The organism is Saccharothrix coeruleofusca (assembly GCF_017876325.1).
Lineage (GTDB): Bacteria > Actinomycetota > Actinomycetes > Mycobacteriales > Pseudonocardiaceae > Actinosynnema > Actinosynnema coeruleofuscum.
Window position 1 is genome coordinate 5,757,308 of sequence record NZ_JAGINV010000001.1, and the last position, 18,534, is coordinate 5,775,841.

The 18,534-nt window shown below is 71.4% G+C and carries 22 protein-coding genes; 16 read left to right on the plus strand and 6 right to left on the minus strand.

Annotated elements, in window-relative coordinates; translation table 11 throughout:
* Nucleotides 1–20: 20 nt before the first annotated feature.
* From JOF41_RS26010 to JOF41_RS26050, 9 genes are all read left to right on the plus strand, one after another.
* Nucleotides 21–1,367: a replication initiator gene (locus JOF41_RS26010; protein ID WP_209622703.1), complete on the plus strand. Its 1,347-nt coding sequence runs from the start codon at nt 21–23 to the stop codon at nt 1,365–1,367.
* Complete coding sequence (locus JOF41_RS26015) at nt 1,364–1,543, plus strand: helix-turn-helix transcriptional regulator (protein WP_209622707.1); 180 nt, start codon at nt 1,364–1,366, stop codon at nt 1,541–1,543. Before JOF41_RS26010 ends, JOF41_RS26015 begins: the two co-directional genes overlap by 4 nt.
* Complete coding sequence (locus JOF41_RS26020) at nt 1,543–2,805, plus strand: tyrosine-type recombinase/integrase (protein WP_209622723.1); 1,263 nt, start codon at nt 1,543–1,545, stop codon at nt 2,803–2,805. Before JOF41_RS26015 ends, JOF41_RS26020 begins: the two co-directional genes overlap by 1 nt.
* A 466-nt stretch (nt 2,806–3,271) precedes the next feature.
* The gene (locus JOF41_RS26025) at nt 3,272–3,586 is read left to right on the plus strand and encodes a hypothetical protein (RefSeq protein WP_209622725.1); all 315 of its coding nucleotides are present in this window, start codon (nt 3,272–3,274) and stop codon (nt 3,584–3,586) included.
* Entirely contained in the window at nt 3,583–3,903 is a 321-nt protein-coding gene (locus tag JOF41_RS26030; RefSeq protein WP_307867539.1) for a type II toxin-antitoxin system PemK/MazF family toxin, read from the plus strand. The genes JOF41_RS26025 and JOF41_RS26030 overlap by 4 nt, the downstream gene beginning before the upstream one ends.
* Nucleotides 3,904–4,398: 495 nt before the next feature.
* Nucleotides 4,399–4,698 (plus strand): type II toxin-antitoxin system Phd/YefM family antitoxin, encoded by a 300-nt coding sequence (locus JOF41_RS26035; protein WP_209622728.1) that lies wholly within the window; start codon nt 4,399–4,401, stop codon nt 4,696–4,698.
* 313 nt (nt 4,699–5,011) lie between these two features.
* Complete coding sequence (locus JOF41_RS26040) at nt 5,012–5,440, plus strand: hypothetical protein (RefSeq protein ID WP_209622744.1); 429 nt, start codon at nt 5,012–5,014, stop codon at nt 5,438–5,440.
* 175 nt (nt 5,441–5,615) lie between these two features.
* Nucleotides 5,616–6,071 (plus strand): MarR family winged helix-turn-helix transcriptional regulator, encoded by a 456-nt coding sequence (locus JOF41_RS26045; protein WP_189225579.1) that lies wholly within the window; start codon nt 5,616–5,618, stop codon nt 6,069–6,071.
* Nucleotides 6,068–6,463, plus strand: a complete 396-nt coding sequence (locus JOF41_RS26050; protein WP_189225580.1) for a DUF5313 family protein — start codon at nt 6,068–6,070, stop codon at nt 6,461–6,463. Before JOF41_RS26045 ends, JOF41_RS26050 begins: the two co-directional genes overlap by 4 nt.
* Before the next feature lie 34 nt (nt 6,464–6,497).
* Here JOF41_RS26050 and JOF41_RS26055 read toward each other — a convergent pair whose 3' ends face one another.
* Nucleotides 6,498–9,185, minus strand: a complete 2,688-nt coding sequence (locus JOF41_RS26055) for an AAA family ATPase (RefSeq protein ID WP_209622746.1) — start codon at nt 9,183–9,185, stop codon at nt 6,498–6,500.
* A gap of 131 nt (nt 9,186–9,316) precedes the next feature.
* Here JOF41_RS26055 and JOF41_RS26060 point away from each other — a divergent pair, with 131 nt between their 5' ends.
* From JOF41_RS26060 to JOF41_RS37385, 4 genes are all read left to right on the plus strand, one after another.
* Entirely contained in the window at nt 9,317–10,195 is an 879-nt protein-coding gene (locus JOF41_RS26060; protein ID WP_209622749.1) for a cyclase family protein, read from the plus strand.
* 27 nt (nt 10,196–10,222) lie between these two features.
* Nucleotides 10,223–10,825 (plus strand): histidine phosphatase family protein, encoded by a 603-nt coding sequence (locus tag JOF41_RS26065; protein ID WP_189225583.1) that lies wholly within the window; start codon nt 10,223–10,225, stop codon nt 10,823–10,825.
* Nucleotides 10,818–11,306 carry a GNAT family N-acetyltransferase gene (locus JOF41_RS26070; RefSeq protein WP_209622753.1) on the plus strand — a complete coding sequence of 163 codons (489 nt, stop codon included), beginning with the start codon at nt 10,818–10,820 and terminating at the stop codon, nt 11,304–11,306. The genes JOF41_RS26065 and JOF41_RS26070 overlap by 8 nt, the downstream gene beginning before the upstream one ends.
* A 67-nt stretch (nt 11,307–11,373) precedes the next feature.
* Nucleotides 11,374–11,745 carry a DUF5684 domain-containing protein gene (locus JOF41_RS37385; RefSeq protein WP_189225585.1) on the plus strand — a complete coding sequence of 124 codons (372 nt, stop codon included), beginning with the start codon at nt 11,374–11,376 and terminating at the stop codon, nt 11,743–11,745.
* A 6-nt stretch (nt 11,746–11,751) separates the two neighbouring features.
* On the opposite strand, the gene JOF41_RS26080 is transcribed toward JOF41_RS37385, so the two are convergent.
* On the minus strand, nt 11,752–12,249 hold the full coding sequence (locus JOF41_RS26080) for a hypothetical protein (RefSeq protein ID WP_209622757.1): 498 nt from the start codon (nt 12,247–12,249) through the stop codon (nt 11,752–11,754).
* Between the two features lie 68 nt (nt 12,250–12,317).
* Between JOF41_RS26080 and JOF41_RS26085 the strand changes: the two genes are divergently transcribed.
* The gene (locus JOF41_RS26085) at nt 12,318–12,755 is read left to right on the plus strand and encodes a MarR family winged helix-turn-helix transcriptional regulator (RefSeq protein WP_189225587.1); all 438 of its coding nucleotides are present in this window, start codon (nt 12,318–12,320) and stop codon (nt 12,753–12,755) included.
* 40 nt (nt 12,756–12,795) lie between these two features.
* On the opposite strand, the gene JOF41_RS26090 is transcribed toward JOF41_RS26085, so the two are convergent.
* The 3 genes from JOF41_RS26090 to JOF41_RS26100 all read right to left on the minus strand — a co-directional run bounded on the left by JOF41_RS26090 (nt 12,796) and on the right by JOF41_RS26100 (nt 15,027).
* Nucleotides 12,796–13,593, minus strand: a complete 798-nt coding sequence (locus JOF41_RS26090; protein WP_229796039.1) for an SAM-dependent methyltransferase — start codon at nt 13,591–13,593, stop codon at nt 12,796–12,798.
* 184 nt (nt 13,594–13,777) lie between these two features.
* Nucleotides 13,778–14,518, minus strand: coding sequence for a S1 family peptidase (locus JOF41_RS26095; RefSeq protein WP_209622760.1), 741 nt, complete (start codon nt 14,516–14,518; stop codon nt 13,778–13,780).
* A gap of 113 nt (nt 14,519–14,631) precedes the next feature.
* Entirely contained in the window at nt 14,632–15,027 is a 396-nt protein-coding gene (locus JOF41_RS26100) for a hypothetical protein (protein WP_209624462.1), read from the minus strand.
* Nucleotides 15,028–15,306: 279 nt separating this feature from the next.
* On the opposite strand from JOF41_RS26100, the gene JOF41_RS26105 reads away from it, so the two are divergent.
* Together JOF41_RS26105 and JOF41_RS26110 are read left to right on the plus strand one after the other, a co-directional pair.
* Entirely contained in the window at nt 15,307–16,251 is a 945-nt protein-coding gene (locus JOF41_RS26105) for a diacylglycerol/lipid kinase family protein (protein ID WP_189225590.1), read from the plus strand.
* Between the two features lie 250 nt (nt 16,252–16,501).
* Nucleotides 16,502–16,756: a WhiB family transcriptional regulator gene (locus tag JOF41_RS26110; protein ID WP_053719541.1), complete on the plus strand. Its 255-nt coding sequence runs from the start codon at nt 16,502–16,504 to the stop codon at nt 16,754–16,756.
* A 133-nt stretch (nt 16,757–16,889) separates the two neighbouring features.
* Here JOF41_RS26110 and JOF41_RS26115 read toward each other — a convergent pair whose 3' ends face one another.
* A complete protein-coding gene (locus JOF41_RS26115; RefSeq protein ID WP_189225732.1) occupies nt 16,890–18,368 on the minus strand; it encodes a PAS domain-containing sensor histidine kinase in 1,479 nt (492 codons plus the stop codon).
* Nucleotides 18,369–18,534: the final 166 nt, after the last annotated feature.

Genomic DNA, 18,534 nt, shown 5'->3' on the forward strand with positions numbered 1-18,534 from the left:
ACCGGAAGGGGGGAGCCCTCGTGGTCCTCACGCTGCAAGACCGCATCGCCGATCGGGTCCAACGGGCCGACTACCGGAACTGGAGGGACAAGGTCACCGCCATCGGCGGGTGCGCCGCGCCCATCCGCCTCTTCGGGGCCTGGCAGGTGCACAACCTCGACAGTTCCAAGGTGCTGGCGCACCTGGGCGGTGACGTCATGGTGCCCTGCGGCAACCGCCGTGCCTCGGTCTGCCCCGCCTGCTCCGACCGCTACGCGGCCGACGCGTTCCACCTGATGCGGGCGGGCCTGTCCGGCGGCAGCAAGGGCGTCCCCGAGTCGGTCGCCGAGAAACCGCGCGTGTTCGTCACGCTCACCGCCCCGTCGTTCGGCGCGGTGCACAACCGGCCCACCACTCCCGGCGGCAAGGTCCGGCCATGCACCGGGTGCGGGGAGTTCCACCACCCCGATGACCCGCGCATCGGCGGCCCCGTCGACCCGGACGGCTATGACTACGTCGGCGCGGTGCTGTGGCAGGCCCACGCCGGGAAGCTATGGCACCGGTTCACCATCGCCCTTCGGCGCGCCCTGGCCCGTGGGGCGGGGCTGACGGTGCGGGACTTCAAGCACCACGCGCGGGTCTCCTATGCCAAGGTCGCCGAGTACCAGCGGCGCGGCCTGGTCCACTTCCACGCCGTCATCCGCGTCGATGGACCCGAGGGCGCCGGTGACCGTGCCCCCGCGTGGGCGACGGTGGGCCTGGTGGACCACGCCGTGCGCACCGCTGCCCGGTCGGTACTGATCGAGTCCCACCGCCCCGACGGGAGCGTGCTCGGCCTGGTCTGGGGCAGCCAGGTCGACGTACGTCCCATCCGGGCCAGCGCGGCCAGTGAGGTGGAAGACGACGCGGGCGTGGTCAGCGACAGTCGCCTGGCGGCCTACGTCGCCAAGTACGCCACCAAGGGCACCGGGGCACGAGACACCCCCGACCGGCCGATTCGCTCGCAGCTCGACATTGACCACGTCAGGGTCAACGACCACCACCGCCGCATGATCCAAATGGCGTGGGACCTCGGTGACCTCGGCTTCTACGCGGAGCTGAACCTACGCAAGTGGGCGCACATGCTCGGCTTTCGCGGCCACTTCCTGACCAAGTCCAAGCACTACTCGACCACCTTCAAGCGCATCCGCGAGGACCGGCGTGCCTTCCGCGCGGCCGAAGTCCTCGACCGGCTCGGCATCGAGGCGGACTCGGTGATCGTCGTCAACGACTGGGCCTATGCGGGCTCGGGCTACGCCAACGACGCGGAGCGAGAGCTGGCGGCGGCACTCGCCGAACGCCTACGGGCGCAACGCCAACGCAAGTACACAGAGGAGGTAGCGGCATGACCAAGCTGTGGAGTGTCCAGGAACTGGCCGACTACCTCGGTGTTCCGGTCGCCACGATCTACAAGTGGCGTACCCAGAAGTACGGTCCTCCCGGTCGGCGGGTCGGCAAGTACGTTCGGTACCGCCCGGCCGACGTTGAAGCCTGGATTACGGCTCTTCCGTCTGAGGCTGCCTGATGGGCCATGTTCAAGACCGATGGTTCAAGGATGAGCCTGACCCGGACCGCCCCGGCAAGACCAAGCGCGTTCCAACCGCGCGTCACGGCGTCGGCAAGCGTTACCGCGCGAGGGTGGTCGGTCCGGAAGGGGAAGTCTCGGAGAGCTTCCCAGATGGCGAGTACAAGGCTGCTCGTGAGTGGATCAGGAAGACCGAGACAAGCATCTCCCTCGGCACCTGGGTAGATCCGAGGGGCAAGCCTGCCGCTGCCGATGGCGTCACAGTGGAGGTCTTCGGCAGCAAGTGGCTGGCTGACCTCGATGTGGACGAGGCGTCCCGCGAAATCATGGAGATGCGGTTCCGCAAGAACATCTATCCGCACCTCGGCGGCCAGGCGGTCACGGCCGTCAAGGCGTCGGATGTGCGGTCCTGGGACAGCAAGCTCCGCAAGCAAGGGCTGTCCGACCAGTACCGGCACACGCTGTTCAAGAACCTGGCAGCGCTGTTCAACGCGGCGGTTGATGACGACCTGATCGGCAAGAATCCGTGTAGCGGCAAGTCGGTCAAGACGCCGAAAGCCCCCAAGCACAAGGTGGTGCCATGGGCGGAAGCTCAGGTCTGGGCCGTTCAACGTGGGCTGCCCAAGCGCTTCCGGGTGCTGACCGACTTGGGTGCCGGGCTCGGGCTTCGACAGGGTGAGTGCTTCGCCCTGGGCGTCGATGACCTCGACGTGGACGGCGGGCGGGTGACTGTGTGCCGACAGCTCAAGACGGTGCGGAACCGGCTCGTGTTCGACCTGCCGAAGTACGACAAGGTTCGTGAGGTGCCGCTCTCCGGGCCGGTCAAGCAGGCTCTTGACCAGCACATGCGGGACTTTCCCCCGGTGGAGGTGACGCTGCCGTGGGCGGTGCCTGACGGCAAGCTGGTGACGGTCCGGGTGATCGTCACGTCCATGCGCGGGTTGCCGATCAGAGCCAACGACTTCGACCGGAACTACTGGAAGACGGCGTTGGAAGCCGCGGGCATGTCCTCCGGCCGCTATGAGAACGGGATGCACGACCTCCGGCACTTCTTCGCCTCGGTGCTCCTGGACCAAGGTGAGTCGATCAAGGCGGTCGCCGAGTGGCTCGGGCACGCTGACGCCTCGTTCACCCTCCGCACCTACACACACCTGATGCCGAGCAGCGATGAGCGGACGAGAGGCGTGATCGACGGGGTCTACGCCCGCCGCAACGGCCCGGACGGCCCGAGCACGGCCCGGAACGCTCCACAGAGCCGTTAGCGCCTGGTCAGGGCGGGCTTGTGGACAGATCGACAAGATCTTCTGGGAGACCAAGCAGGCCGCCTGATCGCCTGCCAAGACGCGGCGCTGGCCGGCGGAGATCTCTCCGTCGGCCAGCGCCGTTTCGCATCCCAGGTCGCTGTCGAGCGTTCTCCAATGCCCCACCTCAGTCCGCGTGCAGCAGCCGTACATCAATGCCCGACGTACCGCACCGCCTCAGCGTCTCTCGACGCGGACATCAGGGTGTGCCGGGCCCGAGAGGGGACGCACCGGCTCCCGTGCTGCGCCGCGCAGAACCCGGCGACCGCTTCTTCGGTCCGAATCGCCCGCGAACGTAACTCGTTCTGGTGATAGCCAAGCGCTGAAGCCCGGTTCGCCTCTCGTCTCGCCTAGCATGTGCGATGCACACAGTGATGCACAATCTGATGCTAGGCGGTGGTGCATGATGACGCGTACCTTGATATGCATGGAGACGAAGCGCATCACTGTGACCCTCGAAGGAGCGGAGCAGGCCGCGTTGTCGGTCTTCGCAGACCCGCAGCGCGCTGAACACGCCGCGTTGGAGGCGTGGGCCGCCGAGCACGGGTTGACCGTGCGCTCATCGGAGGCGGGCGTGGTCCGCGCCCTGCTGCGCGCAGGGGCCGAAGCACTACGGGAGAAGGCGTTGGAGCAGGGGTACGCGCACCTCGCCGAGGCACAGCGCGCGGACGAGGACCGGCAGGCCGAACGCAGCACCAAGAGGGCCCGCCAGGCCCAGCGCGACCGGAGGATGTCCGCGTGACGGTCATCCCTCTGCGAGGTCAGATCTACATGGCGGACCTGGGACACGGCGAGAAGCCCTGGTTGGTGATCAGCAACAACCAGCGGAACCGGAACCTGGACACCATTATGAGTGCGCGGATCACCACTACAGACCGCTACCGAGGACTGCCTACCGTGGTGCCGCTGACCTCCGCCGACCCACTTGTCGGGTTCGTCCTCACCGATGATCTGGAACAGCTCTACAAGGACGATCTGGTCCGGCCCTGCGGGGCGCTCAGCCCGCGCACGCTCACCGCTGTCGGCGAGGCGCTGAAAGTGGCGCTCGCGCTCCCGTAGGAGCACGGCTCGAAATCGTTCGCCACCCGCCCGCTCACTCGCAGCCGTCGATGCCCAGATGCCCATCGACATGTTCACCGATCCCGCCCACGACTCCCTGCGCCGTTCCAGGCCGACGAGCGCACCACACCCCTGGGTTTCCTCCGGCTCCACCGCACCGCGCCTTCGCGGAGGCAAGCCCACGAACCGATCAATGCCGCCGAGTCATCGAACTGTTCACAGGCACGGCAGCCGAGCACGCCGACCACCTCCTCCAGTAACCCACTTGACGCTTGTCCCAACTGCGCCACACACGCATTTAACTGGGAGCAACGGGCGAAGATCGCAACAAGAGCCGATCTTGGACGTTGCAACTGCCCAGAGCTTTGAAACGCCTAGATCACCCATTCGGACGCCTAGGCAAACAGTATGAACAAGTCACAACCACAACCGAGTGGCGAGTCTTTCTACTTATATGCCTACAGGGATATCCGTGCAGAGCTGCAGGGAACCGTCATGAAGATCGACCCCAACGGTGTGATCAGCGTGCCAGAGGCCAGCGCACGGGGAGTCTCGAAGCTTGTCAGCGAGGCGAGCAAGGGTCGCCGGCTCATCGTGTTCAAGAACAACCAGCCAGCCGCCGCCATAGTCGATATCAAGACCATGGAACGGTTGCAGTACCTCGAAGGACTGGAAGAGGATTTGAAGCTCACCGCAGTTGCCTGGGCTCGCGCCTTGATCGACTCCGGCGACCGGCACGACCTGGAAGACGTCGCGGCCGGGTTCGGTGTTGACCTGGACGGCGACGAGGACTGATTCGCATGGCCGAGATCGTTCTTACCAGTGATGCGCGTGCGGACTTGCGAGACCTGGACGGGTCGGCACGGAAGATCCTCCTCCTCCTGACAGTTTCCCGATCACCCGGCTCTCCAGTGACTGCTGCGCCAACGCGTTGACGGAGCCGTGGGCGAGTAATCGCCACCTGGCCCGGTCCACACGACCGACATCCGTCCGCGGATCACCCGTCCGAGTGATCAAGTAGCGGTGGTGGCGAGCCGACAACTCTGCATCGACACGTTGCCCGACCAGGCCCGCTCGGTGCCGTCCAGGGTGAGCTACCGGCAGTCACGTGGAGCAGGGGGAGGCGCACGTGGGGGACACCTTGGCGCCGATCGATGAACAGCTCGCCCTCCACGCGCACGAGGACATTCAGTCGCCCGCCCCGTCGCTCGGATCAGTGTGCGGTCAGTTGTACCGGTACAACGGCCACCAGCGCACGGCCGCGCTGCGCGACCGCCGAACCGGCAAGGTCGTCGCGCTGCACTTCCCGGCCGCGCTGGCCGCCACCGTTCGGCAAGCGCTCGGCAAGGAGGTCGAGACGTGGGGGCGGCTCACCCGGAATGTCCACGATCAGGTCGAATCGATCTCGGTGGAAGGACTCGCCGTGTTCGAGACCTCCGCACCGGGGATCGCGCTGGATGACGTGATCGGCGTTCTCGGCCCGGATTGGACAGAAGGCGTGGACTCGGTGGAGTGGATCGGACGACAGCGCGGCTGAGCCACCCCCGCCTCTTTCGTGCTCGCGAAGGTCGTGGGCTCCGCGAGGTCCGGTGCGGCGTCGCACCAGGCGGCCACCTGGGGCTCGAACCTGGCTGTCAGTCGTGCGGTGAGGTCGTTCACGGCCGAAACCTGCGAGGTCGGGCAACCGAATTGATCAGGTAGTGTGTGCACTAATGGTTAGCCCACAAAGTATCGACGACCCGCTGTCCCTGGAGCAGCAGGTCTGCTTCGCGCTCTCGGTCGCGTCCAGGAACGTGGTCGCGCTCTACCGGCCGCTGCTCGAACCCATGGGGCTCACCCACCCCCAGTACCTGGTGATGCTCGCCCTGTGGCAGCACGCCCCGCTGTCGGTCAAGGACCTGTCCGGCCTGCTGGCGCTGGAACCGGCCACGCTGTCGCCGCTGCTCAAGCGGCTGGAGGCGGTCGGCTACCTGCGCCGTGAGCGGGCGGCGGGTGACGAGCGGCAGCTCGCGGTCACGCTGACCGACGAGGGCGCGGCGCTGCGCGAGCGCGCGTTGGAGATCCCGCCCGCCGTGGTGGCGCGGCTGGGGATGCCGCTGGAGGAGCTGATGGGCCTGCACGCGGCACTGACCAGGGTCATCGAAGCAACGAAGAGGAGCCGGTCATGAGCACGCCCCCGCTGCCGCTGCGGTTCTGGTACCTGCTCGGCGGCAGGCTGCCCGGCCGGTACCGCGAGTGGGTCTTCCAGCAGGCGACCAAGCCGAGCTGGCTGGCGTGGTTCGCGGTGCGCTCGTTCCTGCAGGTGCTGCCGCTGACCGTGGTGATCACGCTGGTCCTGGTCTGGGTGGCGGGTTCGCCGGTGCCGCTGGCCATCGCGTGCGGGTCGCTGGGGCTGATCGTCGGCGTGTACTTCTCGCTGTCCTACGCCAGCGAGAGCACCGACCACCGGATGACCAAGTACGGCTACCCGGCCAACAGCGCCAGCGAGGCGCGCAAGGCCCGCAACAGCGTGCGGGACCAGGAGCGGCGGCAGCGCTACGAGCAGACCTGGCGCAGCTGAGGCGTGCTCCGGGGGCGACGCGGCGCGGTGCGTTCTAGGGCGCGATGCCGGGGAGGTCCTTGAGCTGGCGGCGGGAGCTGATCCCGAGCTTGCGGTAGATGTTGCGCAGGTGGGCGTCGACGGTGCGCCTGCTGAGGAACAGCCGGGAGGCGACCTCGGCGGACGTCGCGCCGGTCGCGACCAGGCGGGCGACGTGCGTCTCCTGCGTGGTGAGCCGGTCGTGCGCGTGCGGGGAGCGCTCGCGCGCGCTCTCGCCGGTGGCCTTCAGCTCGACGGCGGCTCGTCCGGCGAACGCCTCCAGACCGGCCGTGGACAGCAGGTCGTGCGCGGTGCGCAGGTGCGTGCGGCAGTCCCGCCTGCGGCCCGCGCGGCGCAGCCACTCCCCGTACAGCAGGTGCGCCCTGGCGCGGTAGGGCATCAGGGGACTGCTGTCGAGGTGGTCCAGCGCCTCCCGGTAGCAGTCCTCGGCACCGGTCACCAGTGCGCGCGCGTACGCCGCGACGCCGAGGCCGGTCGGCGTTCCGCTGGCCTCGGTCCGGTCGGTGAGCTCGGCGAGCGCGGCGGCGGCGACGTCGGGGGCGCCGCCGCGGACGGCGGCTTCGACGAGTTCGGGCAGGGCAAGGCCGGCGAGCACGAGGTCGCCGTGCTCGACCGCCCGGCGGGCGGCGGCCAGCGCCGCTGGGTAGTCGGTGAGGCCGTTGCCCAGGACCGCCTCGGCCCAGTGGACGTTGGCGATCAGGTGCCCGGCGCCCTGTCTGGTCGCCGTCGCCCTGGCGGTCTCGAACTGCTGGAGCGCGTCGTCGCGGCGGCCGCGCATCGCGGCCAGGTGCAGTCGGGGGTAGAGCATCGGGGGGCCGCCGATCGCGTCGGCGATCGCCTCCTCCTCCGCGACGGCCTCGGTCGCCCGCCCGAGGTTGCCCTGCAGCGCGTTGCAGGAGGCGACCTGGGCCAGGGCGAGCCGCAGCACGGGTGCCGAGCCGGTGTCCCGGCCGGTCTTCACCAGCCACTCGGTGATGTCCACGTGGGTGTGCGGGTCCCACAGCTCTCCGACGAGCATGACGGCGAGCGCGGGACGCTCGGTCCACAGCGCGCGGTCGTCGTCCACCAGGACCTTGCGCAGCAGCGGCACCGCCGCGCGGTGCCCCTTTTCGGCGAGCAGCACCAGGGCGTCGAGCACGTCCGGCACCGGCGACGGCGGTGCCTGCGGGACGGCGGCCAGCACCTCGGCCAGCACGCCGCTGGCCCGCCCCACGACCAGTGCCATCTCCAGGGCGTCCAGGTAGTGCGCGCGGGCCGCGGCGGGGTCGACGGCGGCCATCCGGGACGCGGCGCGCAGCATGAACGCCGGTCCGTTGCCGTCGTGGTGGGACATGAAGGCGAGCTTGCCGCGCAGCAGGTCGACCTCGGCCTGCCTGCGCGGGTCGGTGGTCGCCGGGATGGTGCCGAGGAGGGCGTTCGCGGCGGCGGTGGCGCCCGAGTCGAGTCGCGCCCGCACCGCCGCGAGCGCCCGGTCCACCCGCTTGGCGGGGTCGGGGGACAGCGCCGCCGCGCGCTCGGCGAACGCCGCCGCGGCCGCGATGCCGCCCCGTGACCGGGCGCGGTGGGCGGACCGCTCCAGCTCGGCGGCCACGTCCTCGTCGGGCCAGGCGGTGGCCTGCGCCCGGTGCCAGGCCCGGCGGTCCGGGTCGACGTCGGGGTCGGTGACCTCGGCCAGCGCCGCGTGCGCGCGGCGCAGCCACTCGCCCGTGGCGGCCCGGTAGACCGCGGAGCGGGCCAGCGGGTGGCAGAAGCGGACGCGGGTGCCGAACTCGACCAGGCCGGTGGCGGCGGCCGCGGCGCCCGCCGTGGACACGTCGATGTCGAGGTGCCCGGCCGCCGACCACAGCAGCCCGGCGTCACCGGTCGGGTCGGCGCTCGCGACCGTCAGCAGCAGCCGCGCCTGGTCGGGCAGGCCCGGCAGCCTCGCCTGGAAGCCGCGTTCGACGGCCGTCGGCACGGACCCCGCGCCCGGTGGCGCGAACCCGCCCGCAGCGGGCGGTTCGAGCAGGGCCAGCGGGTTGCCCCTGGCCTCCGCGAGGATCTGCTCGCGCACGTGCTCGTCGAGCGCCAGCGGAGTCCGCGCCGCCAGCAGCTGCCTGGCCTCGGCGTCGGCCAGCCCCCCGACCTCCAGCCGGGGCAGCTCGTCCAGCTCGGTGGCCGCTTCCCTGGGTCGGCTCGCGAAGACCACCGCGACCGGTTCGGCCGCGATGCGCCTGGCGAGGAGGGTCAGCGCCCTGGCCGAGGCCGCGTCCAGCCAGTGCGCGTCGTCGACCAGGCACAGCAGGGGCCTGTTCCGGGCGGCGGAGGTCAGCAGGTCCAGCGCCGCCAGGCCGACCCGGAACACGTCCGGCGCGCCGTCGCGGAGCCCGAAGGCGACTTCCAGCCCCTCGCGGTGCCGGGTGGGCAGGCGGTCGAGGTGGCCGAGCACCGGCACGCACAGCTGGTGCAGGGCGGCGTAGGGGAGCTCGTTCTCGAACTCCGCCCCGGACGCGCGGACCACCCGGAACCCGGACGCCACCCGCGCGGTCAGCTCCAGCAGCGCGCTCTTGCCGATGCCCGCCTCGCCGCGCAGGACGAGCGCGCCACCGCGCCCCTCGCGGGCGGCGGCCGTCAGCTCGGTCAAGCGCAGGCTCTCCTCCCGCCTTCCGACGAGGACGTCCTGCGCCGGGGCGCGGGTTCGCATGCGCTGAATCTACGTGCCCGCGTCTACGTACCCGTTGCCGACGCGAGGCCGCCCGCCGTCGCGGGACGGTTGCGCCGCACCGCGCCGCGGCGGCGCGGTGCCCGGTGATCCGATGACGAGAAGGGCCGTGCATGAGCGGGAGTGCGGAGCTGCCGTCCAACTGGGGGCGCTGGGGTGAGCGCGACGAGCGGGGCACCCTGAACCTGATCACCCCCGAGGTGCGGGCGCGGGCGGTGACCGAGGCGCGCAGCGGGCGGACCGTCTCGATCGCGCGCCCCGTGCCGACGTCGCCGTTGGTCGCGGGCCCCACCGCGCCCCTGGGCGCGGACTCGATCGGGGCGATGCAGGCCGCGCTGTTCACCGGCTCCTCCCCCGTGGGCACGGCCGAGCTGATCGTGATGCTGACGCACCACCCCGAGCTGACGCACTTCGACTCGCTGGTGCACCAGGTCGTGGACGGCAAGGTGTACCCGGGGGTCGCGCTGGAGGATGCCGGTGGTCCGGGGGGCTACCGGCACGGGTCCACCGCGGTGTTCGGGCAGGGCGTGGTGACCCGCGGCGTCCTGGTCGACCTGGCCGCCGACGGCCCGCTGCCCGAGGGCCACGGGGTGACCGGCGCGGAGCTGGAGGAGGCGTGCGCGCGGGCCGGGGTCGAAGTCCGCGCCGGGGACGCGCTGGTGGTGCGCGGCGGCTGGGACTACGCGGCCTGCCTCGACCGGCGCGTGCCGGGGATGACCCTCGACGCGGTGCTCTGGATGCACCGGCACGACGTGGCGGTCTACGCGGGCGACATCGGTGACGCGCGACCGCCCGTCGAGCCCGGCGTCTTCGCCCCGCTGCACCGCGTGGGCCTGGCCCGGCTCGGCATGCCCCTGATCGACGTGGCCGACCCCACCGGGCTGGCGGCCGCCTGCGCCGAGGAGGGGCGCGCCACCTTCCTGTTCGTCGCCGCTCCCCCTCGGCTGGGCGCGGCGAGCGGCGTGCCGGTCAACCCGCTGGCCATCTTCTGAGCCGCCGACGGCACTAGGATCGGGGGCGTGACGGCTCACGTGTACCTGCTGCGGCACGGTCAGACCGAGTGGTCGGAGAGCGGCAGGCACACCGGTCGCTCCGACATCCCGCTCACCGAGGTGGGCGTGCTCCAGGCCCGGCGCGCGGGCCGGGTGCTGGCCGCGCTGCGGGGCACCGACGAGCCGCCCGCGCTGGTGCTGAGCAGCCCCCGCCAGCGCGCCTGGCGGACCGCCGAGCTGGCGGGCCTGCGCGCGGAGCGCACCGAGGAGCTCGCCGAGTGGGACTACGGCGACTACGAGGGCCTGACCACCCCGCAGATCCGCGAGACCGTGCCGAAGTGGACGGTGTGGACGCACCCGGTGCCCGGCGGCGAGACGCACGACCAGGTGCACCGGCGGGCCAGGGGCGTGGTCAAGGCCGCCAGGGACGCGCTGGCCGACGGTGACGTGGTGCTGGTCGGGCACGGGCACTTCAGCCGCGTGCTCATCGCCACCTGGCTGAACCTGCCGCCCAGCGAGGGGGTGCACTTCGGGCTGGACCCGGCTGGCACCACCGTGCTCGGCGAGGAGCGGGGCGATCCGCAGGTGCGCAGGCTCAACGTGCCCGCGTGGGAGGTCGACGGTGGCTGACCCCCGCGTCCGCCGGGTCCGCGAGCAGGACGTGCCCGCGCTGGTCGGCTTCGCGCACGAGCTGGCCGCGCACGAGCGGTCGGCGGACCAGTGCCACCTGACCGTCGAGCAGCTGCGCGCGGCGCTGTTCGGCCCCTCCCCCGCGCTGTTCGGCCACGTGGCCGAGGTGGGCGGCGAGGTGGTCGGCATGGCGCTGTGGTTCCTCAACTTCTCCACGTGGCGCGGCGTGCACGGCATCTACCTGGAGGACCTGTACGTGCGGCCGGACCGGCGCGGCAGCGGGTTGGGCAAGGCGCTGCTGGCCGCGCTGGCGCGCGAGTGCGTCGAGCGCGGCTACGCCCGGCTGGAGTGGGCGGTGCTGGACTGGCTGGAGCCCACGATCGCGTTCTACAAGTCGATCGGCGCGGTGCCGCAGGACGAGTGGACGGTGTTCCGGCTGACCGACCAGGCCCTGGTGGACATGTCCCGAGTGGACGGTTGATCTCGAACGGCTCACGAAACGGCCAGAAAAGCCCACGTCGCCCGTTCGGGTGACACAGTTCCGCGCCGTGGACCAGTACCAGACTGACGCCTCCGTCGGCGTCGTACCGATCATCATCAGCTTGGCGATCGCGGTCTTCCTGATCGCGTCGATGTGGAAGGTGTACAGCAAGGCCGGGAGACCCGGCTGGGCGGTCATCGTCCCGATCTACAACATCTACGTGATGCTCAAGATCGCGGGCCGTCCCGGCTGGTGGCTGATCCTCTACATCATCCCGCTCGTCAACTTCGTCATCTCGCTCGTCGTCGCCGTCGACGTGGCCAAGTCCTTCGGCAAGGGCGCGGGCTTCGGCGTCGTGGGCCTGTGGCTGTTCAGCTTCATCGGCTACCCGGTGCTGGCCTTCGGCGACGCCCGGTACCGCGGCCCGGCCGCGGCCTGACCCCGCTCACCCCACCGCTCCCGCGTGCCCCGGCACGCGGGAGACCTGCCTGATCAGGCCGATCCACCACACCAGCGTGAACGCGATGACCGTCGGGTTCTTCACGAACAGCAGCGCCGCCAGGTAGGGCTGCCGGGCGGCCTCCGGCAGCAGCGCGCCGACACCGCGCTCCGCGCCGAGGTCGAAGACCAGGAACGCCGCGCACAGCAGCAGCGCCTGGGCCACCAGGCTGCGCCAGTGCTGCGAGGCGAACGCCCCGGCCGCCGCCCAGCTCAGCCGCTCGTCCCTCGTCGCCAGCCGCCACACCGCCACGACGAGCACCGCGCGGGCCGCCATGACGAGCACCTCCGAGGCGAGCGACCAGCCGCGCGGCAGGCCCCAGTTCACCACCACCAGCCGCTGCGCCGACGCGATCAGCGACAGGCCCGCGATCAGCGGGAAGTGGCCCAGGTAGAACCGCCACGCCCACGCGGGCACGTCCCAGGCCAACCTCAGCTCCCCCATGCTAACTCCTCAGTCGGCGAACATTTTAGTTCAGTGTACTGAAATATCAGGCGAGTTAGAGTCGGGGCATGAGCGGACGGGAGTTCGGGCGCGAGCTGAGCACCGCGGTGGTGGCCTTCCACGAGGCCGTGGGCGCGCACCTGGGCGTCACCGCGGTCGACCAGCGGGCGCTCGCGCTGCTGGCCGCCAAGGGCCCGATGACGGCGGGCGCGCTGGCCAGGGAGATCGCCCTGACCCCCGGCGCGGTCACCGGCGTGGTGGACCGGCTGGAGCGGGCCGGGCTGGCGCGGCGCGAACCCGACCCGGCCGACCGGCGGCGGGTGGTGGTCAGCGCCGTCGAGGACGCCTTCGGGGAGGTCTTCGCGGGCCTGGCCGCCTCGATGGCCGAGGTGGTGGACCGCTACGACGAGGCCGAGCAGCGCGCCATCGCGGACTTCGTCACCAGGACGGTGGAGGTGCTGCGGCGGGAGACCCGGCGGCTGACCGGGACCGGGGACGCCGGGTAGTGGTCAGCGGTCCCCCGACGGGTGGGGCGGGTGGTACTTGCTAGCGCTTGACGCCGACGGCGCCGTAGGCGACGGACTCGGCGCCGGTCTCCGGGCCGTCGTCGCGCCGCCAGCGGGTCGACATCACCAGGCCGGGCTCCAGCAGGTCGAAGCCCTCCAGCAGCCGCCGCACCTGCGCCTGGGAGCGCGCCACGATCGGCGTCTGCGTGCTGGCCGCCACGTCGAGCAGCTTGCGCACCAGGTCGGGCTGCGCGTCGTCGGTGAGGTGGGTGAGCACCAGGTAGCTGCCGGGCGCGATGGCGTCCCGGTAGGCCGTGACGACCTCGGCGGGCCGGTCGGACTCCAGCAGGTACGGCAGGATGGCGACCATCAGCACGGCGATGGGCTTGGTCAGGTCCAGCATGGCCCGGCACTCCGCGGAGGACAGCACCGCCTCCGGGTCGCGGACGTCGGCCTCCACGATCGCCGCGCCGGGGTTGTCGCGCAGCATGGTGCGGCCGTGCGCGACGGTGGCGGGCTCGTTGTCCACGTACACCACGCGGCAGGTGGGGTCGGCCTGCTGGGCGACCTCGTGCACGTTGCCCGCGGTGGGGATGCCCGAGCCGAGGTCGAGGAACTGGCGGATGCCCGCGGCGACGCACACGCGCACCGCCCGGCGCAGGAACGCGCGGCTGTGCTGCACCAGCTCGTCGGTGGGCAGGGACTTCATCGACTGCTCGGCGAAGGCGCGGTCGACCGCGAAGTTGTGCGCCCCGCCCAGGTAGTAGTCGTAGAGCCGGGCCACGTTGGGGCGGTCCAGGTCACCGCTCGTCGACACCCGTCTCGGGGGGTTCTGCACAGCGCACCTCACCCTGCCTGCTCCCGGAGCGGCGTGAAACGCCTGCCGAACCGTATCCGGCTACTCCGTTCGTGTCCATCCGCCAATCGTGAACACGAAGGGTGATTGCGTCTGGTGATCGCGCCGTGCGCCGAACGTGGAGGCCGCCGGGGCGGCAGGGTGCCCCGGCGGCCTCCGGTGGTGGTCAGACGCCCGCGTTGGACTGGATCCAGGAGCGGTAGCGCGTCACGTTGGTGTAGTACGACCGGGTGGAGCGGTCGCTGGTCGAGGCCACGCCGACCTGGTACGCGCGGCCGTCCACCGGGCTGGTGGCGAACATCGGGCCGCCGGAGTCGCCGCCCGCGGCGATGCCGTTGACGCGGGTCACCGCGATGGCGGTGCCACCCCGGTAGTCCTCGCTGCTGACCGAGGTCACCCTGGTGTCGGCGTACTTGAGGTAGCGCGACTGGCACTCGATCTCGGGCCGGTTGGTGCAGGTGGCGCCCCAGCCGTAGATCTGCACGGTCTGGCCGGTGCGCACCGCCGTGCTGGTGCCCAGCGGCGCGTAGGTGGCGGAGACGGAGCGGTCGATGCGCGCCAGCGCGAGGTCCGCCGACGGGTGCTGGATGATCCGGGTGGCGGTGACCACGGTGCCGCCGGTGGTCTGGTCCAGGCTGCCGACCCGGAAGGTGTAGGTGCCGGAGTTGGCCACGCAGTGCTGCGCGGTCAGGATCCAGGTCGGCGCGATGATGGTGGCCGAGCAGTTCTCCTGGCCGTTGTGGAACAGCCGGGCCGCCCAGGGGGCGTTGCTCGCGGTGCCGCCGCCGATGATGAACGGTTGGACGCCGCCGTCGGCCTCCTGAGCCGACGCCGTGGACGGCACGGCGGTCAGGGCGAGCGCGGCAGCGGCTCCGACCACCGCGGACAGGACGCGGGAAAGTCGCATGGATTCGTCACCTCAACGAACGCAGGGAGTGGTGAATTCACCACCCTCAGCTTCACTCGTTGGAGTGACATCCGGCACCCTCCGATGGTCGGGAGTAACCGGGGGTAGCCGCTCTACTCGTCCGGCTCGTCCAGGCCCAGCACCCACTCGCGGGCCGGGGCGGTGAACAGCAGCGCCACCACCGAGACCGCGTAGATGCCGATGAGCGCGCCGATCAGCTGCCTGCCCGACGGGCCGTAGGCGTACCAGGCCACGCCCAGCAGCAGCAGCTGGACCACCAGCGACGGCGTGCGCGCCCAGCGCTTGCCCAGCAGCAGCCCGACACCGGCGGCCAGCACGCCCGAGCACAGCACGACGAAGTAGGCGGCCTCGCCGAGCACCCGGCCCGAGTCCGCGTCGGCGCTGAACGCGCGCACCACCAGCGCGACCGCGAACCCCAGCCCGGCCAAGCCCTGCACGGCGGTCAGCGCGCCCGCCGCCCGGACCGCCCCCGGAACCGGCTTCTGCATCGTCACGCTGGGCCTTTCCTCACGGTGCGTACTCGTCACGCATCGTAGGCCACCCGGTTGGCGAGTCCCGTTCGACCGCCTCAAGAGCGAAGATCGGGGGGTCTTCGGCGAGCCGGCGGTCGGGCCGGGGTGCCTTGTCGCGGACGGTTCGGGAGCGGCTGCGCCGCGGTTCGCGCTGCGGCGCGGGAAGGAGATCTGGACCACTTCGACGCGTGTCCGCTGGTCCTGTCGGGTGAGGTGCGACCTGCCCGGCGTGGCCGGTTGTCCTACTCTGCGGTAGTGCGCGCACTCCTGGTGGTCAACCCGCAGGCGACGACAACGACGCCTGCCGGACGTGACGTGCTGGCGCACGCCCTGGCCAGCGAGGTGAAGCTGGACACCGTCCAGACCGCCTACCGGGGCCACGCGGCGGACGCGGCGGCCCAGGCCGCCGTGGAGGGCTACGACCTGGTCGTGGCGCACGGCGGGGACGGCACGGTGAACGAGGTCGTCAACGGGCTGCTGCGGGACGGCGCGGGATCGGGCGCGCCCATGCTGGGCGTGGTGCCCGGCGGCTCGGCGAACGTCTTCGCGGGCGCGCTGGGGCTGCCGCGCGACCCCGTCGAGGCGACCTACCGGCTGCTGCAGGCCATCGAGCACGGCACCAGCCGCCGGGTGGGCCTTGGCCGGGTGGCGTCCGCGGGCGCGGGCGGCGACCACGACCGCTGGTTCACCTTCAACGCGGGCGTCGGCTGGGACGCCGACGTGGTCGCGGGCGTGGAGCAGGAGCGCGCCAAGGGCCGGGAGGCCAGTCCGCTGCTGTACGCGCGGACCGCGCTGACCAGCTACGCCACCCAGCGCAGGCGCAACCCCGAGCTGACCGTGCAGATCCCCGACGAGGGGCCGTTCGAGCAGGTCAGGCTGGCCTTCGTGTCCAACACCGACCCGTGGACCTACCTCGGCGACAAGGCGATCCGGCTCAACCCGAGCACCTCGTTCGACGCCGGTCTGGGGCTGTTCGCGCTGCTCGGACTGGGTCTGCCGACAATTTTGCGGTATCTCGCGCATCTTCTGGCCACGGACGGGAACCCCCGTGGCGAGAACCTGCTGCGCCGCGACGATGTCGAGTACGTCCGAGTGACCAGCAAGGAGCCGGTCAACCTCCAGGTCGACGGCGACTTGCTGGGAGCGTGCACGGAGGTGGAGTTCACCTCCGCGCCGGGCGCGCTGACCGTCGCAGTGTGAGGCGTGGCGCGAGACGCGGCGTGATCGTGGCGTGACCGGAGCGCTACCGATCTGCGATGTTGCCGCCGGAGGCGGTGTCGCACGGCGAAACCGCTGGTGAACGCTGTCGATCTTTCGGGTGAGTTCACTCACCGGGTCAGTGCTAACCCCTTGACATCCCAGCAGTTCGTGAAAGCATTCACAAGCACCCCAAAACCGACCGCTGACGAGTGGCGTGCCCACGCGCGCGCCTAGCTGAGGAGTAGTTCCAATGGACTGGCGCCACCGCGCGATCTGCCGCGACGAGGACCCCGAGCTGTTCTTCCCCGTGGGGAACAGCGGTCCTGCGCTCCTGCAGATCGCCGAGGCGAAGACCGTCTGCCGCCGTTGCCCCGTCGTCTCCGACTGCCTCTCGTGGGCGCTGGAGAGCGGGCAGGACGCCGGCGTGTGGGGCGGGATGAGCGAGGACGAGCGCCGTGCCCTCAAGCGCCGCAACGCCCGGACCAGGGCTCGCAGCAACGCCTGAGGCCACCCGGCCGACGATAGCGCGAAGGCCCCGACACCGTGCCAGGTGTCGGGGCCTTCGCTTGTTGCACACCCTCCCGCGTGACCACGTGACACTCCGCTGAGGTAGGTCGTCACGTGTGCACGGGATCAGTCTAACGCCGGGCCCTCAACGGCACGCGCAGGACCGCCTCAGTACCCCCGCGCGGGCGTCTGCGCAAGCTCAGCGACCCCCTGAGCTCGGACTCCACCAGGGTCCGCACGATCTGCAGCCCCAGCCGGTCGGTGCGCTCCAGGGAGAACCCCGGCGGCAGGCCGCGGCCGTCGTCGGCGATCACCACGTCCAGCCACTTCGCCGACCGCTCCGCGTGCACCACCACCTCGCCGCGCTGCCCGGCCGCGTAGGCGTGCTCGAAGGCGTTCTGCACCAGCTCGGTGAGCACCATGACCAGCGGCGTCGCCAGCTCCGCCTGCACGATCCCGAACGGGCCCTCGCGGCGCACCACCACCTGCGACTCGGTGGCCGCCACGTCGCTCATCATCGGGATGACCTTGTCCACCACGTCGTCCAGGTCGACCCGCTCGTCCACCGACATCGACAGCGTCTCGTGCACCAGCGCGATCGAGGTGACCCGGCGCACCGACTCGGCCAGCGCCTCGCGGGCCTCCTCGCTGCTGGTCCGCCGGGACTGCAGGCGCAGCAGCGCGGCCACGGTCTGCAGGTTGTTCTTCACCCGGTGGTGGATCTCGCGGATGGTCGCGTCCTTGGACATCAGCGCGCGGTCGCGCCTGCGCACCTCGGTGACGTCCCGGCACAGCACCAGCGCGCCCGCCGCGCTGCCCCTGGGCCGCAGCGGCAGCGCCCGGAACAGCACCGCCGCCCCGCGCCGCGACTCGGCCTCGATCCGCATGCTGGGCTGGCCGTCCAGCGCCAGCCGGATGCGCTGGGCGACCTCGGTGGCGTCGAACGGGTCGCCGATCAGCGACCGGGTCAGCGGCGCCAGGTGCACGCCGATCAGGTCCGAGGCGTGCCCCATGCGGTGGTAGGCCGACAGCGCGTTGGGGCTGGCGAACACCACCGCCCCGGAGGCGTCCAGCCGGATCAGGCCGTCGCCCACGCGCGGGCTGGTGTGCACGTCCGGCGACGGCTCGGTGGTCGGGAAGGTGCCGTCGGCGATCATCTGGCACAGGTCGGCCGCGCTGCCCAGGTAGGAGATCTCCAGCGGGCTGGGCACCCTGGGCACGGCCAGGTTGGTGTTGCGGCTGAGCACCGCGATGACCTCGGAGCCCAGCCGCACCGGGATGGCCTCCCGGCGCACCGGCACGCCCAGGTGCCAGCGCGGGTCCTCCTCGCGGCAGATCCGCACCTCGGTCACCGCCCGGCGCAGCTGCGGGTGCTCGTCGACGTCGGTGGTGCTGCCCACCACGTCCTCCGGGTGGGCGGTCGGCGCGGTGGTGGGCCGCGCCTGCGCCACGCACAGGAACTCGCGGTCGTCCAGCGGCACCCACATCAGGAAGTCCGCGAACGACAGGTCCGACAGCAGCTGCCACTCGGCGACCACCAGCTGGAGGTGGTCGACGGCGGCGCCGGAGAGCTTGGTGTGCTCGGCGAGCAGGTCGGTCAGCGTGGACAGGGCCGCACCACCGCGTCCAGGTCGCCCCGCCGGACGACGCCCTCCTCGACCATGCCCGTGCCCTCTCTCGTCGCCCCGGTCCGTGCCCCGCCATCCAACCACGGCGCCGCCCCGCGTCCGAGGTCGTCGGCCGTGGTCTGTCACACTGGGGCGAAGCAGTTCGAGC

Bases quoted from the DNA above. Each gene is read 5' to 3' on its own strand.
- JOF41_RS26015 (WP_209622707.1), top strand. From the start codon at position 1,364: ATGACCAAGCTGTGGAGTGTCCAGGAACTGGCCGACTACCTCGGTGTT.
- JOF41_RS26020 (WP_209622723.1), top strand. From the start codon at position 1,543: ATGGGCCATGTTCAAGACCGATGGTTCAAGGATGAGCCTGACCCGGAC.
- JOF41_RS26025 (WP_209622725.1), top strand. From the start codon at position 3,272: ATGGAGACGAAGCGCATCACTGTGACCCTCGAAGGAGCGGAGCAGGCC.
- JOF41_RS26035 (WP_209622728.1), top strand. From the start codon at position 4,399: ATGAAGATCGACCCCAACGGTGTGATCAGCGTGCCAGAGGCCAGCGCA.
- JOF41_RS26045 (WP_189225579.1), top strand. From the start codon at position 5,616: ATGGTTAGCCCACAAAGTATCGACGACCCGCTGTCCCTGGAGCAGCAG.
- JOF41_RS26050 (WP_189225580.1), top strand. From the start codon at position 6,068: ATGAGCACGCCCCCGCTGCCGCTGCGGTTCTGGTACCTGCTCGGCGGC.
- JOF41_RS26055 (WP_209622746.1), bottom strand. From the start codon at position 9,185: ATGCGAACCCGCGCCCCGGCGCAGGACGTCCTCGTCGGAAGGCGGGAG.
- JOF41_RS26060 (WP_209622749.1), top strand. From the start codon at position 9,317: ATGAGCGGGAGTGCGGAGCTGCCGTCCAACTGGGGGCGCTGGGGTGAG.
- JOF41_RS26080 (WP_209622757.1), bottom strand. From the start codon at position 12,249: ATGGGGGAGCTGAGGTTGGCCTGGGACGTGCCCGCGTGGGCGTGGCGG.
- JOF41_RS26085 (WP_189225587.1), top strand. From the start codon at position 12,318: ATGAGCGGACGGGAGTTCGGGCGCGAGCTGAGCACCGCGGTGGTGGCC.
- JOF41_RS26095 (WP_209622760.1), bottom strand. From the start codon at position 14,518: ATGCGACTTTCCCGCGTCCTGTCCGCGGTGGTCGGAGCCGCTGCCGCG.
- JOF41_RS26100 (WP_209624462.1), bottom strand. From the start codon at position 15,027: ATGCAGAAGCCGGTTCCGGGGGCGGTCCGGGCGGCGGGCGCGCTGACC.
- JOF41_RS26110 (WP_053719541.1), top strand. From the start codon at position 16,502: ATGGACTGGCGCCACCGCGCGATCTGCCGCGACGAGGACCCCGAGCTG.